The organism is Natrononativus sp. DTA114 (assembly GCF_059736515.1).
This window is the reverse complement of sequence record NZ_JCASSN010000004.1, coordinates 164,438-178,955: the sequence shown is the minus strand read 5'-3', so window position 1 is coordinate 178,955 and position 14,518 is coordinate 164,438. Positions and strand designations below refer to the sequence as shown.

Annotated in this window: 14 protein-coding genes and 3 pseudogenes; 9 read left to right on the top strand and 8 right to left on the bottom strand. The window is 55.3% G+C overall.

The features are described from left to right. Positions 1-32: 32 nt before the first annotated feature. On the bottom strand, positions 33-884 hold the full coding sequence (locus AC6I6S_RS16610) for an ABC transporter permease subunit (RefSeq protein ID WP_497951723.1): 852 nt from the start codon (positions 882-884) through the stop codon (positions 33-35). Further along, the gene (locus tag AC6I6S_RS16605; RefSeq protein WP_497951722.1) at positions 881-1,846 is read right to left on the bottom strand and encodes an ABC transporter ATP-binding protein; all 966 of its coding nucleotides are present in this window, start codon (positions 1,844-1,846) and stop codon (positions 881-883) included. The genes AC6I6S_RS16610 and AC6I6S_RS16605 overlap by 4 nt, the downstream gene beginning before the upstream one ends. A 374-nt stretch (positions 1,847-2,220) precedes the next feature. On the opposite strand from AC6I6S_RS16605, the pseudogene AC6I6S_RS16600 reads away from it, so the two are divergent. Then, a pseudogene (locus tag AC6I6S_RS16600) lies at positions 2,221-2,557 on the top strand (DUF8013 domain-containing protein). Positions 2,558-2,596: 39 nt separating this feature from the next. Here the strand turns inward: AC6I6S_RS16600 and AC6I6S_RS16595 are convergent. Both AC6I6S_RS16595 and AC6I6S_RS16590 read right to left on the bottom strand, forming a co-directional pair. After that, positions 2,597-2,719 (bottom strand): annotated as a pseudogene (locus AC6I6S_RS16595) (RNA-guided endonuclease TnpB family protein); the annotation flags it as partial. Positions 2,720-2,847: 128 nt separating this feature from the next. Next, complete coding sequence (locus AC6I6S_RS16590) at positions 2,848-3,336, bottom strand: ArsR family transcriptional regulator (protein WP_497951720.1); 489 nt, start codon at positions 3,334-3,336, stop codon at positions 2,848-2,850. 114 nt (positions 3,337-3,450) lie between these two features. Between AC6I6S_RS16590 and AC6I6S_RS16585 the strand changes: the two genes are divergently transcribed. Further along, entirely contained in the window at positions 3,451-4,251 is an 801-nt protein-coding gene (locus tag AC6I6S_RS16585; RefSeq protein ID WP_497951719.1) for a DUF8170 family protein, read from the top strand. Positions 4,252-4,434: 183 nt separating this feature from the next. Here the strand turns inward: AC6I6S_RS16585 and AC6I6S_RS16580 are convergent, their stop codons facing one another. After that, a complete protein-coding gene (locus tag AC6I6S_RS16580; RefSeq protein ID WP_497951718.1) occupies positions 4,435-5,034 on the bottom strand; it encodes a winged helix-turn-helix transcriptional regulator in 600 nt (199 codons plus the stop codon). A gap of 443 nt (positions 5,035-5,477) precedes the next feature. Here AC6I6S_RS16580 and AC6I6S_RS16575 point away from each other — a divergent pair, with 443 nt between their 5' ends. The 6 genes from AC6I6S_RS16575 to AC6I6S_RS16550 are packed head-to-tail and all read left to right on the top strand — an operon-like array spanning position 5,478 to position 11,583. Beyond that, entirely contained in the window at positions 5,478-7,070 is a 1,593-nt protein-coding gene (locus tag AC6I6S_RS16575) for an ABC transporter substrate-binding protein (protein WP_497951717.1), read from the top strand. A gap of 10 nt (positions 7,071-7,080) precedes the next feature. Next, the gene (gene nikB, locus AC6I6S_RS16570; protein WP_497951715.1) at positions 7,081-8,028 is read left to right on the top strand and encodes a nickel ABC transporter permease; all 948 of its coding nucleotides are present in this window, start codon (positions 7,081-7,083) and stop codon (positions 8,026-8,028) included. Continuing rightward, entirely contained in the window at positions 8,025-8,951 is a 927-nt protein-coding gene (gene nikC / locus AC6I6S_RS16565) for a nickel transporter permease (protein WP_497951714.1), read from the top strand. Before nikB ends, nikC begins: the two co-directional genes overlap by 4 nt. Continuing rightward, positions 8,917-10,020, top strand: a complete 1,104-nt coding sequence (locus AC6I6S_RS16560) for an ABC transporter ATP-binding protein (RefSeq protein WP_497951713.1) — start codon at positions 8,917-8,919, stop codon at positions 10,018-10,020. The genes nikC and AC6I6S_RS16560 overlap by 35 nt, the downstream gene beginning before the upstream one ends. After that, positions 10,017-11,048, top strand: a complete 1,032-nt coding sequence (locus AC6I6S_RS16555) for an ABC transporter ATP-binding protein (RefSeq protein WP_497951712.1) — start codon at positions 10,017-10,019, stop codon at positions 11,046-11,048. Before AC6I6S_RS16560 ends, AC6I6S_RS16555 begins: the two co-directional genes overlap by 4 nt. After that, the gene (locus AC6I6S_RS16550) at positions 11,035-11,583 is read left to right on the top strand and encodes a hypothetical protein (protein WP_497951711.1); all 549 of its coding nucleotides are present in this window, start codon (positions 11,035-11,037) and stop codon (positions 11,581-11,583) included. Before AC6I6S_RS16555 ends, AC6I6S_RS16550 begins: the two co-directional genes overlap by 14 nt. Before the next feature lie 124 nt (positions 11,584-11,707). Here the strand turns inward: AC6I6S_RS16550 and AC6I6S_RS16545 are convergent, their stop codons facing one another. Both AC6I6S_RS16545 and AC6I6S_RS16540 read right to left on the bottom strand, forming a co-directional pair. Continuing rightward, positions 11,708-11,905: a heavy-metal-associated domain-containing protein gene (locus AC6I6S_RS16545; protein ID WP_497951709.1), complete on the bottom strand. Its 198-nt coding sequence runs from the start codon at positions 11,903-11,905 to the stop codon at positions 11,708-11,710. Positions 11,906-12,208: 303 nt separating this feature from the next. Continuing rightward, complete coding sequence (locus tag AC6I6S_RS16540; protein WP_497951708.1) at positions 12,209-13,492, bottom strand: MFS transporter; 1,284 nt, start codon at positions 13,490-13,492, stop codon at positions 12,209-12,211. Between the two features lie 265 nt (positions 13,493-13,757). Between AC6I6S_RS16540 and AC6I6S_RS16535 the strand changes: the two are divergent. Then, positions 13,758-13,865 (top strand): annotated as a pseudogene (locus tag AC6I6S_RS16535) (RNA-guided endonuclease TnpB family protein); the annotation flags it as partial. 411 nt (positions 13,866-14,276) lie between these two features. Here the strand turns inward: AC6I6S_RS16535 and AC6I6S_RS16530 are convergent. Further along, the gene (locus tag AC6I6S_RS16530; RefSeq protein ID WP_497951707.1) at positions 14,277-14,444 is read right to left on the bottom strand and encodes a helix-turn-helix domain-containing protein; all 168 of its coding nucleotides are present in this window, start codon (positions 14,442-14,444) and stop codon (positions 14,277-14,279) included. Positions 14,445-14,518: the final 74 nt, after the last annotated feature.

Sequence of the window (14,518 nt, the reverse complement as noted above, 5' to 3'; positions counted from 1 at the left end):
TTTCGATACCATCATGTAGAAAGTATCTCCATTCAACTCAGCGTCGTGTTGTTGAACCTGTAATACCCGACCGCGAGCGGAACCGCGATCCAGGCGACGACGAACACCCAGGCGAACCACGTCTCAAGGTAGAACGGGACCGCACCCTCCAGCCGATCGGCAGTCGGGACGGTCTCCACGCCGGCGATGTCGACGTATTGGACCGCGATGACGTGCAGCGGCTCCCAGACACCGAGCCGCTCGACGAATACGTACCACGTTGGGAGTTCGGTGGTACCGGGAAGCTCTCGCTGGAGGAGCCAGTAAATCGCCATCGGGACGGTCCACCAGAGCAGGTCGAAAACAAGCCAGAAGCTGACGACGCCGGCAACGGCCTTGGAGCGCGTGCTGACGGCCGCGGAGATGGCGACGGCGACCGAGACGTACACCAGCCCGAGGAGGATCGAGAACGCCAGGAGGCCGACGTAGGTCCCGATGTCGAAGCCGTCGTAAAGGATGATGATAACGACCCCGCCGACCACGAACCCGATAACCGTTGGGACGGCAACGACAGCCGCTCGCCCGAGCACCTTCCCGAGGATCACATCGAAACGGGTGTTCGGGAGTCCGAGCAGGAATCGAATGCTCCCCCGCTCGCGTTCGCCGACGATCGCCTGATAGCCGACGACGAGCGCCATCACCGTGATGAATACCGTCGCCACCGTAAACAGAAAGCTCATTGCCACGTCGAACCCCGGAGCCGGTCCCGATTCAGGGACGTGGATGAGATGGGGAATCGCCGAGATGCCACCGACGATCAGAATCATCAGGACGGAGAGTGCCCAGAGTACCATCGATCGGCTCGCGTCCTGAAAGTCCTTGCGAGCGACATGGACCCAGGTCATGCGTCCACCTCTGCCTGGTCGGGCGAGTCGTCCACTGGTTCCTCACCCGACGAGGGCGCGTCGGTCGTCAGGGCGGCGAATAGATCCTCGAGCGATGGCTCATTCGTCGTGATGTCGTCGATTTCCGCACCGGCGTCCTCGATAACGTTTGGAATCAAAGCCTTTCGACTGGAATCGGATAGCAAGACGACGACGTCCGAGCCCGCGACGTGGACACCGGAGGCACCCTCGAGTTCTTCGATCGTTGCGAGCAATCCCTCCGGAATGGCGTCGACGGTCAGGACGAGCTGTGACTCCGCCGAGAAGTCGTCCTTCAGCGCGTCGATGGTGTCTTCGACGACGAGTCTTCCGTCGCGCATGATGCCTACGCGGTCACAGATCGCCTCGACCTGTCCCATGATGTGGCTCGAAAAGAAGACGGTCGCGCCGCGGTCCACCTCCTCGCGAATGATCGATCGCATCCCCCGGACGCCGTTCGGGTCGAGTCCCGACGACGGTTCGTCGAGAATCAACAGTCCGGACTCGCCGACGAGTGCCATCGCGAACGCGAGGCGCTGTTTCATCCCCGTCGAGAAGCCACCTACTTTGCGGTCGGCGACGTCTGCGAGTCCGACGCGTTCGAGGAGGGCGTCGGGATCGTCGGCCGCCCCCTTTACGTCGATCGCGAACCGGACGTGCTTTCTCGCGGTCAGCCGCTCGTACATACCGAAGTTCTCGGGCAAGACGCCGATCTGCTGCCGGATCGTCAGCGATTCGTTCACGATATCGTGGCCCAGAACAGTCGCGGAACCGGCAGTTGGGGGCGTAAATCCGAGCAGCATGTTGATCGTCGTCGACTTCCCGGCACCGCTCGGCCCGAGAAAGCCGTAGACCTCGCCGTCTTCGACCGTCAGGCAGAGTTCGTCAACAGCGACGACGTCGCCGAAGTGCCGGGTCAGACCCTCGATTTTGATAGGTGGCATGTGTTAGTTCTGCGAAGCCAACACACGTAATTAGGAAAGGTGTTGTGTTGTGAAAGGCTCTATTGAGATTCTATTCTTCATATAGAAGATAGTATGAAATAGCCATTGGCTGATGATTGTGAAGGGATCACAGCTTATGTGCCAACTCCCAAACACTCCATGGAGCTTGTGCGAGATACACGCTCTACATCGACCGATTCGCTCATTCTTGAGTAGAGGTGTGAAAGATCATTCATCTATGACATGTTTAGATATAGTAGGAAAGAATACGCTTTGTTACGCGACACAGCGATCTGTTTTTCGAGACTCCCGAGAGGGCGAAGGCTCGTACATGAGTCTTCATCCAGAGGTGACCTTCTGTGAGTCAACAACGTATGAACAACGTTTCAGTCGATGAGATTACGATCGATATCTCGAACACACAGTCCAAGGAGATCGAGCCGGCCGAAGTGCCCCCAGAAATCAAATCAATCACTCTCGGATTAGCGAGCGAAGAGCCGCCAACGAATCCGCTCGTCGTTCTCAAAGCGGCTCGCTGGTGGTACATTCACGGCAAGGGGGGGAATAGATCCCACCTTCCGATGGGCCATCGAATGGGTGTGTCACCTTGCAACCGACACGCCTAGTGACGTCGAACGGTTCGACGAGTTTCTCGAGTACTTCGTCACAGTCGGTTTCGCGAATGAAAAACAGTCACTGCAGGCTGTTTAACCACTTATAATTCGGGGAGTTCACGTGAACTACCTCTGCCTACTCACTCACGGCTTGCGCCGTTCGTTCCTTGAGGCAGGGGCTTCCTGTTTCAACGACGCGACTTGCAGACACGGAAAACGAGTCCACAGCGGTCGCAGTCTTCACAGGCGTTACTTTGGACTAACCCACGCCGCTGAATTCGGCGTGACGGGTTTGAATCATCCCCGAAGGGATTGCCGCATAGAGGTGCGAAGGGAATCTATGAGTGGATGTTGCTGTCGTTGAGGAAAGTGTTATTCGGCGACGAACTACGGGGTTGTGCTGACATCAGCGGCGTCGAGATCGGGCTCCTCGAACTCAAGCGCGTCCGCAACAGCGTCCGGAAGCTCCGGGCGCGGTGCTGTTTCGTGGCGTTCGATTTTCTCGGTCTTGCGCGTGTTTTCGTAGAGTGCACGAGCGACCGGGAGTCCACGAAGATACTTGTAGTCGTGGAGGACCTCGACACCTCGCTCTGTGAATCCGTAGAACTGTGAGGGGAGATCACGTTTGTCCACACTCGGTTCGTACGTGTAGCGGTCGAGGATCCCCGCTTCGATCAGCGTTTCCAGTTGGTCTTTGATGGCCGCCTGGCTCTTGCCAGTCATATACTCGAGTTCGGCGAGCGACATGAGGTGTGCAGGGTGGCCCAGAAGCTCCTGGATGATAAGGTGGCGCGTATCCTGGGACAGCAGCTTGAACAGTCGCTGCTGTTCCGCGAACGGCCCCGCATCAGCCGCGCCAGTGTGTGTTTCGCTCATATGTGACGGTACGAGGGGCGACGCTATAACAGTTAGGGCCATCCAAGTTGGTTAATCGAGAAAATACCAAAGTTATTGAGAAGCGATAAGGTGTTGTGGCTTGAACCAGCTCTCATGAGCGATCCCAGTCCCCCACCCGACGCTGCGGCCATTATGGCGGTAGTCCACGAGGCTGTCGGAAGTATCGAACTCGAACCAGCGGAAAAGCGAGAGATCTGGCGGTTCACACAGCGGGAGTTACCGTATCTCTGGAGTCAGCGGACGTCGTACTTCATCCTTGGCAGCTATCGTGATCCCTACATCCGCCGTCTCCGTGCCGTGCAAAACGAACTCACGAAACAACTCGGCGCCTATCCGTTCATCATGGGTGATCTCCTCGAGCTGCCGACTGAGCGGCTCAATACATTCGATATTATGTTCACCTTGTTGGCGACGTACAGTGACTACATCGTCGGTGTCTTCGAGAAGGAAAGCGGTGGTGAAGCGCCGGAATTAGGCGAGATCGATGACCCGCCGTATTTCGACAAATCGTACGTATTCCCACGCGACTACGCGTGGGTGACTGACGCAAATCTCGAATCGAAACACCATGTCATCCAAGCCGCCCTTGAAATTGCGTTCACGGACGATTTGACCGAAGATGAGGCTCAATCAAAAATCGAATCACTCGTTGACCGAGCACAAGATTCCGACATCGACGTCGTTGAAGACGAGGTCTGGGACGTGCTTGACGACCGGATGGACGAAGGGGTGGAACCAGCGACATATAGTTGGGTTCATCTCAACAAGTTCCGCAAATTCGAATTACATGATCGGCGTTTCCCGTGGACAACGGAAGAGGAACTGCGACCCGCAGTTGATGAACTCCCGTCGCCGACACCACGTCCAGAGTGGGAAGAGAGTGACGAACCCTGAGCAGCCGAAGCGCATATTCACCAGTTGTAAATTCCATCTCAAGGAGTGTCCGCACACTGAATTGTCACCGATCGAGTAGGATGACCGGCGGGATGTGTACTTCACGTGAGAACATTATTCCACCAGAGGGCAAGCGGGTCAATGGATTTCCGGACTATGAGTTGGAATTCCCCTGGTAGCTCCTCACTCATTATCTACACGCTCACGTATTCGCTCGAACGTGGCTTCGTATCGCTCTTCACAAGAGGGGCAACAGAACTGTTTGATTTCACCGTTAATTCTCGTAACAACTCCTTCGCTGGTAACGGTGTTCCCACACTCTGCACATGAGAGGGCGAACTCTGCCCCGCTAAGTGTAAACGAGCGCTCGGTATCTGCAAGAAGTTTAACTTCATAATCAACGATCATTGACGGGTCGAGTTGCTCGAGGATCCACTCTCGTGGGTTCGTTTCGGGAGCGTTTGCGTGGAAGACGAGGTTCGATTCAATCGTCGTATACACGTATTCAACTTCAGGGGTACTAACGAGTTGCTGGCGGATCAAATCAAGGCATTCGGGGCGAACATCCACGGTCGCTAATAACGGAAGACTCCGGCGCAGCTGTGTGCGATCGATATCGATAGTAAACTGTCGAATGATACCCTGTTTTTCGAGTTTGCTGACACGCTCGGAAACGGCAGGAGCAGAAAGGTCAACCATTTCGGCTACTTCTTTGAAGGGGCGTCGCCCATCTTTCGCCAGGAGTCGAAGAATTTCGAGATCCGTTTCATCGAAATTGTGCATACCCGCCGAGTTGATAGGCATACATAATAAACATTGCTTGTGATTCGATATGAGTTCGATAGTAAGGCGCTCTGAGTGAGGAGATTAGTATCCTTTTCTAATCGTACTCCGTGTACCGATAGACATCTGCAACTAGAAGGGCGTACGCACCAAAATAACATTACCCACGATATTTACAAAATCTTCCCAGAAAAACATATGCCATTACAGCCATAATACATAAGATGGTAAGTGGATATAAATGTAAATGCAAATATTGCCTTGGATTACAAACCGTATCTCGAGATCAGTCTTATAGAGACTATATATCGTCCCTTAATCTAATAAATTAACTATTTCCACCTCAGATTCGCGCTCACTTATAAATGTGGGAGCCTATGGAGGGTGTGGTTTTATATACTACCGATCCAGTTCTGTTGATATCAGTACCCAAGTGAGAAAGAATGGCACACAACAGAATTTCAGCTAGTCGCCGGGGGATGTTGAAAGGCTTTGGGGGGGTAAGTGCAGTTGCACTCGCTGGATGCCTTGGTGGATCCGACAGTTCCGACGATGACGATCAGTCGAGTGAACCGGATCGAGACGAACAGGAGCAGTTACCGAGTGCAACGATCGCTCTTGACGACGATCCAACGAGGGATGACTGGAACTACTATGGCGGAGTAACACCGTACTGGACGAACATCCTTGAGCCACTCGTGTGGGTCTCGAACGATATGGAGCTCGAGCCGTGGCTCGCAACTGAATGGGAACAGGTCGAGGAAACAGTCTGGGAGTTCTCGCTTAGAGAAGGTGTTCAGTTCCACAACGGAGAAGAAATGGTCGCCGATCACGTCGTGTTTTCGGTCGAAGCCATCCTCGAAGAACACGCATGGGCGCCAGGGTGGCTCCATATCGAATCAGGGAGCACAGTTGCACTCGACGATTACACGGTCGAGTTCACCACAACTGATCCGTTCCCAACGTTCCCGGGAACAATTGCCCATAATATGGTCGCGATACAACACCCTGATCGCGATCACACTGAGGATAACGTGATCGGGACCGGGCCGTTCATGGTCGATGCGATCGACCAACAACAAGAGGTCCAAACAGTTGCCTTCGAGGATTACTGGAACGAGGCACCCGTTCTTGATGAGCTCGTCTTCCGCGTCATCGAAGATCCAAACACGCGAGCATTGTCACTCGAAAACCGAGAGATCGACATTGCGCTTTCCCCACCACGGAGTCGAATCGGATCGATCGAAGAGGACGACTCGATGTCCCTCGAGCGTCAAAGTCGACCTGGTGCGGGCTACGTCGGAATCAACCTTCACAAATCCCCAACAGATGACGTGACGCTGCGACGCGCCTTGAACCACGCAATTTCACAGGAGACAATCGTAGACACCGTTCTTGAGGGGGTCGGCGAGCCTGCTCGAGGGCCGATTTCACCGATCATCTACTGGTCGGCGCACGACGAAATCGAGACCTACGAGAAGGATGATGACCGAGCGGCTGAACTCGTTGATGAGTCCAACTACGACGGTGAGACTCTCACCATCCTTGTGGCAAACGACATGGTAGACGGCAGCGAAATGGCGCAGGTGCTCGAAGGCTCGTTCAGTAGTATCGGTGTCGAAACAGAGATCCAAGTACTCGAGCGTGCGGCATACTCGGAAGCCGAGCGCGACGGAGAAGCCCACCTGATACTGAAAGAGAGCGGATCGAACAGTGGGGACGCTGATTACATCATCTACGAAGGATTCCACTCAGATGGTGACGTAAATCAGCGTCTCTATCGCGACGAAGGAACCGGCCTGCACAACTTGGGCGGAGAGGTCGATGAGTTGATCGAAACCGGATTCCAGACGGCAGACGAAGATACGAAAACCGACGCGTACGTGGAAGCACAACAGCATATCGCGGACGAGGCGGTCACGATCCCACTGTACTACAGTGAGTTCATCGCCGCGCGCCACGAGAACATTGACGGGTTGGAACTCGGCGCAATCCCACAGTTCTCGCGCTGGACGTCACTCGAACACTGGGAATAATTTTTCTGCCATGTGGAAATTTGTTCTTCGCCGCGCGGGCACATCCGGGTTCGTCCTGGCCGGGGTTTCGATCATCACGTTCTTATTGATGTTCTTCACACCTGGCGATCCTGCTGAAACGATATTGCGACAACAGATGGGCGGTCGAACACCGTCTACGGAAGCAATCGAGCAGTTTCGCGATGCCCAGGGGTTAGATGAGCCAATTCTGCTACAGTACCTCGACTGGATAGCTGGGGTTCTGCAAGGGGATCTTGGGAACTCCTACTACAGTGACACAGCCGTCTCCCAGCTCATCATTGACAACCTCTGGCCGACACTCGAATTGGCCGTCGCTGGCATGGTCGTCGCATTACTCATTGCGGTTCCGACCGGTGTCATTAGCGCCGTTCACAAGGGCAGTTCACTTGACTACGGCAGCCAGCTTGCCGCACTCCTCGGCCTCTCCATGCCGAATTTCTGGCTCGGGTACCTCCTTATGCTTGTCTTCGCTATTCAGCTGAGCCTCTTACCGACGTCCGGTTATGGGAGTTTCGACCAACTGATCCTGCCGGCGATCACGCTCGGTACGGGAATGGCTGCAATCATCACGCGGTTACTCCGATCATCCATGCTTGAAGTCCTCGACGAAGAATACATCCAAACCGCTCGGTCAAAAGGTCTCCGTGAACGCATCGTCGTATACAAACATACCCTCCGGAACGCACTGATCCCGGTTATCACGATCGTTGGATTGCAGTTCGGGTACCTGCTGAACGGCGCGGTTATCGTCGAGATCGTTTTTCAACGTCCTGGTCTCGGTCGCCTACTTATCGATTCGATCTTCGCACGTGATTATCCTATTGTTCAGGGTCTCGTGTTGGTTATCGCGGTATTCTTCGTCGTAACGAACTTTCTCGTCGACGTCACCTATCGATACGTCGATCCCCGAATCTCCTTCGAAGGTGGTGACCGATGAGCGAGGAATCCGTCCGCGGGGATACATCGCCGGTTGAACCAACGCGCCGTGAGCGACTACAATCGCTCTATCACTCGCGGAAAGCGCGTCAGTTCCGTTCAAACACGCTGAACGTCATTGGAATGGTGATCGTCGTTACGATCATCTTCAGTGCCGTCTTCGCCCCGTTTCTCACTCCCCACGATCCAACCGAGCAAAACCTCGAGAACCGCCTCGAATCCCCCTCACTCGAGCATCCGATGGGGACCGACCAGCTCGGACGTGACATCCTCACACGGCTCCTCTACGGAGCGCGGATTTCCCTCCAGATCGGCGTCGCAGTTGTCGGCATCTCGCTTGTGATCGGTACCATAGTCGGTGTGACAGCCGGCTACGCGGGAGGCTACGTCGATGAGGCGCTTATGCGTCTCGTCGATATCCTGCTTGCGTTCCCCGGGCTGTTGCTCGCACTTGTTATTGCGGGTATTCTTGGGCCCAGTCTGACGAATATCATGATCGCTCTCGCGGTGGTGGGGTGGACGAGGTACGCGCGCGTGATACGTGGCAGCGTATTATCAATCAAACAACAAGAGTTCGTAAAGGCGAGTCAACTGATGGGCGTGAGCCGCCCTCGGATCATCGGCCGACACGTTATCCCGAACGTCATCGGTCCTGTCGTTGTCCTCGCAACGATCGACATGGCGGGCGTCATCTTGGGAACCGCAGGCCTGTCGTTCCTCGGTCTCGGTGCCCAGCCGCCGACTCCCGAGTGGGGAACGATGATCTCCGAAGGCCGGAACTACCTTCAGGACGCCTGGTGGGTCGTGAACTTCCCCGGGTTGGCGATTATGCTCGCCGTGCTCGGATTCAATCTGCTCGGAGACGGACTTCGAGACGTACTCGACCCACGTGACACCGACACCACCCAGAACAAGGGACTCTAAAACCATGACAGAACCACTACTCTCCGTCGAAAACCTACACACGCAGTTCGAGACCTACGGTGAACCCGTTCACGCAGTTAACGGCGTCTCCTTCGACATCCAACCGGGCGAAATCGTGGGTATTGTCGGCGAGAGCGGCAGCGGAAAGTCTGTAACTGCACTCTCGACGATGCGCCTCGAAGATCCGGGAACCATTGCTGACGGCTCGATTCGCTTTCGAGGGGCAGATCTTACGACCGCAAGTGAACGAGAGATCCGCCGTGTTCGCGGTCGCGGACTCTCGATGGTCTTTCAAGATCCGATGACGACTCTCAATCCCGTGTTCACAGTGAGCGACCAGATCGTCGAGTCATTAAAGATTCACGACGATCCCGACACGCAAACGCTTCGGGATTATATGCGGATCCCACTCATGCACGATCGCTCCGACTGGGCAGCAAAGCGCGAGCGCGTCATTGAACTGATGAGTGAAGTGGGCATTCCGAATCCACAAGAGCGACTCGATGCCTACCCTCACGAGTTCTCCGGGGGAATGCGACAGCGAGCGATGCTCGCGATCGCGCTTGCGAGTGAACCAGACTTACTGATTGCTGACGAACCGACGACGGCCCTAGACGTGACGATCCAAGCCCAGATCCTCCGCATTATCGCGGACCTCAGGGACGAACGCGACATGTCGGTGCTGATGATCACGCACGATCTCGGCGTTGTAGCCGGTATCTGCGACCGGGTCATCGTCATGTACGGCGGTGAAATTATGGAAACGGGAACAACAGAACAAATCCTCGAAGACCCAAAGCACCCCTACACACAGGCTCTCCTCGAGTGTATGCCACAGAGAACCAGTCGCAAAGAGCCGCTAGAAACGATCGACGGCCAAGTTCCCGATCAACTCGGCGGGATCACAGGATGTCCGTTCGCCTCGCGTTGTGACCATGCCAAAAGCCACTGTCGAAGCGAGTCGATGCCAGTCGCCCACTGTGGTGAGAACCACCAGGCGAAATGCTGTGAACTTCACCGAGTAAACGAGGACATCAACAGCGAAGTCTACCGAGAGGGGGGCCAATGAGTACTCAATCATCATCTCGGCGACGGGATCCGACGGATGCCCACCCCGTAATCGAGCTCGATGCAGTCTCGAAGGAGTTCCCCCTTGAAGATTCGCTTTTTGACAAACTGCTCGGAACACAGACGGCGGTAAAGGCAGTGTCTGACGTGTCGCTAACCGTCTACGAAGGCGAAACAATCGGGATCGTCGGTGAAAGCGGCAGCGGCAAGTCAACGCTTGCGAACATCATTACGGGCTTACATACACCGACTGCTGGAACGGTAACGTTCGATGGGGAGCAGGTCGGTAGCGCACTCTCTCGGTCAGCAGAGCTACTGACAGATGTCGGTGTCATCTTTCAGAACGCAAAATCGAGCATCGACCCACGAATGACCATTCAGGCCGCCATCGCCGAACCGCTCAAAGCTCACGGCTGGTCTCAAAGCGAGCGGGCAGAACGCGTCGACGAGTTACTCGAGCTAGTAAACCTCTCGGAGCGCTACGCAACCCGTTATGCACACGAACTCTCTGGAGGACAGGCTCAACGAGTTGCAATTGCCCGTGCGATTGCAACGGAGCCACGGGTACTGGTTCTCGACGAACCAGTGTCGGCGCTTGACGTCTCGGTCAAAGGGAGCATCATCAATCTCTTGATGCGCCTACAACGCGAACTCGGCCTCACATACGTCCTCATCAGCCATGACCTTAGTGTCGTCAAACACATTGCAGATCGTATCGCGGTTATGTACCTTGGGGAGTTGATGGAAGTTGCACCTGCCGATCAGTTGTTCGCGTCGCCGGCACACCCCTATACCGAGGCGCTACTCGCTGCGATTCCAGACGTCGATCCGACGACGTCGATCCAGGACGCGTTTATTCTCGAGGGAGACGTACCAAGTCCAGTTGATCCACCAGACGGGTGTGTCTTTCATACACGGTGTCCGATCGCAGAAGAACGGTGTCAGAGTGAGGTTCCCGAACGAATGGAAATCGACGACGCAACATCAGCATGTCATTTCGCAGAAGAGGTGTATCATGACCGACGATAACAACGAAGCTCAGACCGAAACCGATGATCCGTGTCACTCACCGAGTCGGTCGGCAATCAGCGACGAGTTGGATGTCCCCGACCAGCCACCCGATCCCGAAACTGAATCACACGTCCTTCCCGATGATAAGCTTCAGTACCCCGAGTTCACGTTCGAAGACGGCAAGATGGTTGACGGGGAGTTCGAACTTGACCGATCGCTCAACCGTGAGGAGATGCGTGAGTGGCTTGAAGACCTTAGCAGTGGTCTTGCCAGCCATGACGTCGGCGTTTCGACGGTAAACGAAACTGCGATCTTCGGTGTCGGTGCCGGTGACGTCTCAATGGCGTTCGACCCTGATGACGATCACCGAGGAACACTCGAAGTAACGTTCTCTCTGAAAGCGAAGCTTATGACGTTCTCAGATGACCCCACGGAGCGGCGGGCAGGTGCTCGAGGCGGTGAGGGTTTCATCCCCATCGAAATGCTCTCAACCGAAAAAGAACCGCATACGTTCCGCTGTTATAACTGGATTCGCGATCCGATCGACCGGTAGACGGGACTACCGGCAGCCCAACTGGAGTGCTTGCGGTGGGCTGGCCAGTCCGAGTACGACGAATACAGCGGCGGCCAAGAGTACGGTCCTGCAGTTTACAAAATGAGCGGGCGAATTCCTGGGGTTATGTTGAGGCGCTGTATCCCGCGTTCTCGATCGCGCTTACCACCGCGTCGATATCAGCGTCTTCATCCACTGCTACCGTGTTCGCATCGCTGTCAGCGGATACCGATGTGACGCCGTCTACCTCCTCGAGTGCTGATTCAACGGTCTCCTCACAGCCACTGCAACTCATTCCCTCAACGGTGATGGTACGTGCCATACGTACACTCACGCACTGGAGCCTTTTTCCAATTGCCGTTTCGTTGCTTCGGTGAAAACGGGGGTGTACTTTAGAATGTGAACGGCAGTCCGAATGGATGTCGAACAGTATCGCGAACGAAGTCGCTTGAGGCGTGACGTCAGCTGTAATAGGCGCAAGGCGGCAACCCGCGTCTGTTCTGAGTGTATCGCCAACACACCGCTTCTCACAGATCGTCCCTCCCCTCGCTCAACGGTCGCGCTTAGATAGTCAGCACAGATGGGAAAATCAACTATTGTCTGAAGATTTCAGCAAATCCGTCGCCTAATCTTCTGGTCGTGGATTCGAACTGAGTGGCGGTTGTTCGATTGGTGATTCCCAGAGTAGGATCGCAATTGAACCGGCGACCAGTATCACGCCTGCTGCCGAGAGCGCGATCAGCGGTGACACTGCATCCGAGATCACGCCGCTTCCGAGTTGGAACGGGATGACTGTGAGCCCACTCACCATTGCCATTGCGCTCAACACCGTCGCGCGACCGAGCGTTTCGATGCGGTCGTTCACGTACTGTCCAGCAAGCACTCGCGTCGGTTCGACACACGCCCATCCGACGAACAACGCGACAAGCGCTATCGGGGGCACGAACGCCATCGCGGTCAACAGCACGCCGACGAGAAGCGGGATTACGACAAACCATCGGCGCAGTCCGACCCGCTTTTCAATAACGCTGATACGGTAGCTGATTGCCGCTGACACGAGATTAATCGCTGCATAGTACGCTCCCAGAAGCGTTTCGACGTTATCGGTCGAAATAGCGACTGTAAAGGGATCATCTCGACTGGGAACCGGAAGGGCGACGGTCAGACTCACGTTCAAGTCAGTTACGACTGATTCGAACACCGGCTGGAGGAAGATAAACACGAGATAGGTGATCGCCGAAAACAGTACGAAGTAGTACACGATGAACGATCGCAGACGGCGCTGGCCGACGGCCTGTGTGACGACGCCCCACGCTTCTCGGATACCCATCTCGCTCGAATCGCTTTCCTCGTACGTTGTCGGCTCGTCTAGTGTCACGATCACGATCAGGCCGAACCCGGTGAACAACGCAGCCGCAAGAAACGGGTACGTGAGGTCGAGGCCGCCGAGATACCCGCCGACGAGCGACGCACCGACACCTGCTGCCAAGGCGATTGACTGTCCGCGTCCACGAACACGGGTGAACTCGTCACTTGCAGAGACGTCCGTAAGTGTTTCATACACCCACGCATCCTCGGTTCCCGAGCGGAAATTGTAGCCAAGCGACCAACAGATGAACAGGAGCGCAAAAGCGACAAACGTGGACGCAAACGCAATGCCAACTAACGTCGCCGTGATGAGTGCAGATCCGACAAGAAGACTATTTCGCCGGCCGATCCGGTCACCGACGTATCCCGTCGGCACCTCTCCGAGAACGGTTGTAAGGTTGTAGAGCGCCTCGATGATGACAATGTGGGTAAACGAGAGCCCCTGTGAGAGTAAGTAGAGGTACATGATCGGTCGATAAAACTCGACCGCCTCCGTCGCTTTGTAAAGATAATACTTGAAGACCGCTCCGGAGATCGCCATACTCAGACAATCATATCTCTGAACCGTAATGGCTTTGGTATCCACCCTCAATCGCCGTCATTCCGTAGGTCTGGGTTCGCTCGCAGGCACTCACGGACCCGACGCGCCGTCTCGTTCAACGACCCCAAACTCATCACCGACGGGTTCACTTGTGGCTTAAGCAGCACATCGAACTGCACGCGGTCAACTACTGGGAACCGTCAGTCGAAACCCGCGAACAGAATCACCCGCGGGCCGAACACTACCACGCGAAAATCAGGGAACTGCACCCGGCAACGAGTCTGCGGGTGTTGACCTCGGTTTCTGTAACTTTGCGGCGGTCGCATACAGCACTGAGGAAGCCGAATTGTACCCCGGCAACCGCCTGAAACGGCCCCGAAGTTAGGAACCAGACTATTATAGTCCAAACTATAATATTTTGAGTCCTAAATGAGTGGTCAGCAGCCCGCCGAGAGTGATGGGGATCTCATCATTCATCAAAGACGCCACAACAGCTCCTGGGACATCGGTGTACGCCAGAATCTCCTAACTAGACCGTGCCCTCGCTCCAAAGTGCGAGGCTGTGGGCCTGTCCAACACAGAACCGAGAAAGCATGTTGATGCTGGCGAGGGTCAGGAGAGGGCTCTCGAGTGGGGCCATCTACGTTTGAAACAAACAGTTGTTACGTTCGCTTGTAATCGATGTAGTCACAACAAGTGCTCACTCCAGGACCGAGAGTCGTTGCTGCCGATCGCACTCAACGGAGTAGCGGGGATGAACCGCTCCAGATCGGGATTCCGGAAATCATTGTCGAGCATCCCGACGTGGGATGTCGAATCGCTGCTTCCATCTCTGGATTGTCGGTTGGGTACAGCCTAGCTTATCCGCGATCTTGTTCGTACTCAACTCCTGTTCCCAGTAGAGTTCGTAGAGGAGCGATTCGTCTCGCCAGGGGTACTCTGGATCGGTCATGGCTCGATGACGGGGAGTGAATTCCACCGCACCCCTCTCGGGGGAAATAAATACTACTGACCGGAATCGTACTT

Excerpts from the sequence above, each read along its gene's own strand:
- AC6I6S_RS16585 (WP_497951719.1), top strand. The coding sequence starts at position 3,451 with ATGAGCGATCCCAGTCCCCCACCCGACGCTGCGGCCATTATGGCGGTA.
- AC6I6S_RS16550 (WP_497951711.1), top strand. The coding sequence starts at position 11,035 with ATGACCGACGATAACAACGAAGCTCAGACCGAAACCGATGATCCGTGT.
- AC6I6S_RS16575 (WP_497951717.1), top strand. The coding sequence starts at position 5,478 with ATGGCACACAACAGAATTTCAGCTAGTCGCCGGGGGATGTTGAAAGGC.
- AC6I6S_RS16605 (WP_497951722.1), bottom strand. The coding sequence starts at position 1,846 with ATGCCACCTATCAAAATCGAGGGTCTGACCCGGCACTTCGGCGACGTC.
- AC6I6S_RS16545 (WP_497951709.1), bottom strand. The coding sequence starts at position 11,905 with ATGGCACGTACCATCACCGTTGAGGGAATGAGTTGCAGTGGCTGTGAG.
- AC6I6S_RS16580 (WP_497951718.1), bottom strand. The coding sequence starts at position 5,034 with ATGCACAATTTCGATGAAACGGATCTCGAAATTCTTCGACTCCTGGCG.
- nikC (WP_497951714.1), top strand. The coding sequence starts at position 8,025 with ATGAGCGAGGAATCCGTCCGCGGGGATACATCGCCGGTTGAACCAACG.
- AC6I6S_RS16555 (WP_497951712.1), top strand. The coding sequence starts at position 10,017 with ATGAGTACTCAATCATCATCTCGGCGACGGGATCCGACGGATGCCCAC.
- nikB (WP_497951715.1), top strand. The coding sequence starts at position 7,081 with ATGTGGAAATTTGTTCTTCGCCGCGCGGGCACATCCGGGTTCGTCCTG.
- AC6I6S_RS16540 (WP_497951708.1), bottom strand. The coding sequence starts at position 13,492 with ATGGCGATCTCCGGAGCGGTCTTCAAGTATTATCTTTACAAAGCGACG.
- AC6I6S_RS16590 (WP_497951720.1), bottom strand. The coding sequence starts at position 3,336 with ATGAGCGAAACACACACTGGCGCGGCTGATGCGGGGCCGTTCGCGGAA.
- AC6I6S_RS16530 (WP_497951707.1), bottom strand. The coding sequence starts at position 14,444 with ATGACCGATCCAGAGTACCCCTGGCGAGACGAATCGCTCCTCTACGAA.
- AC6I6S_RS16610 (WP_497951723.1), bottom strand. The coding sequence starts at position 884 with ATGACCTGGGTCCATGTCGCTCGCAAGGACTTTCAGGACGCGAGCCGA.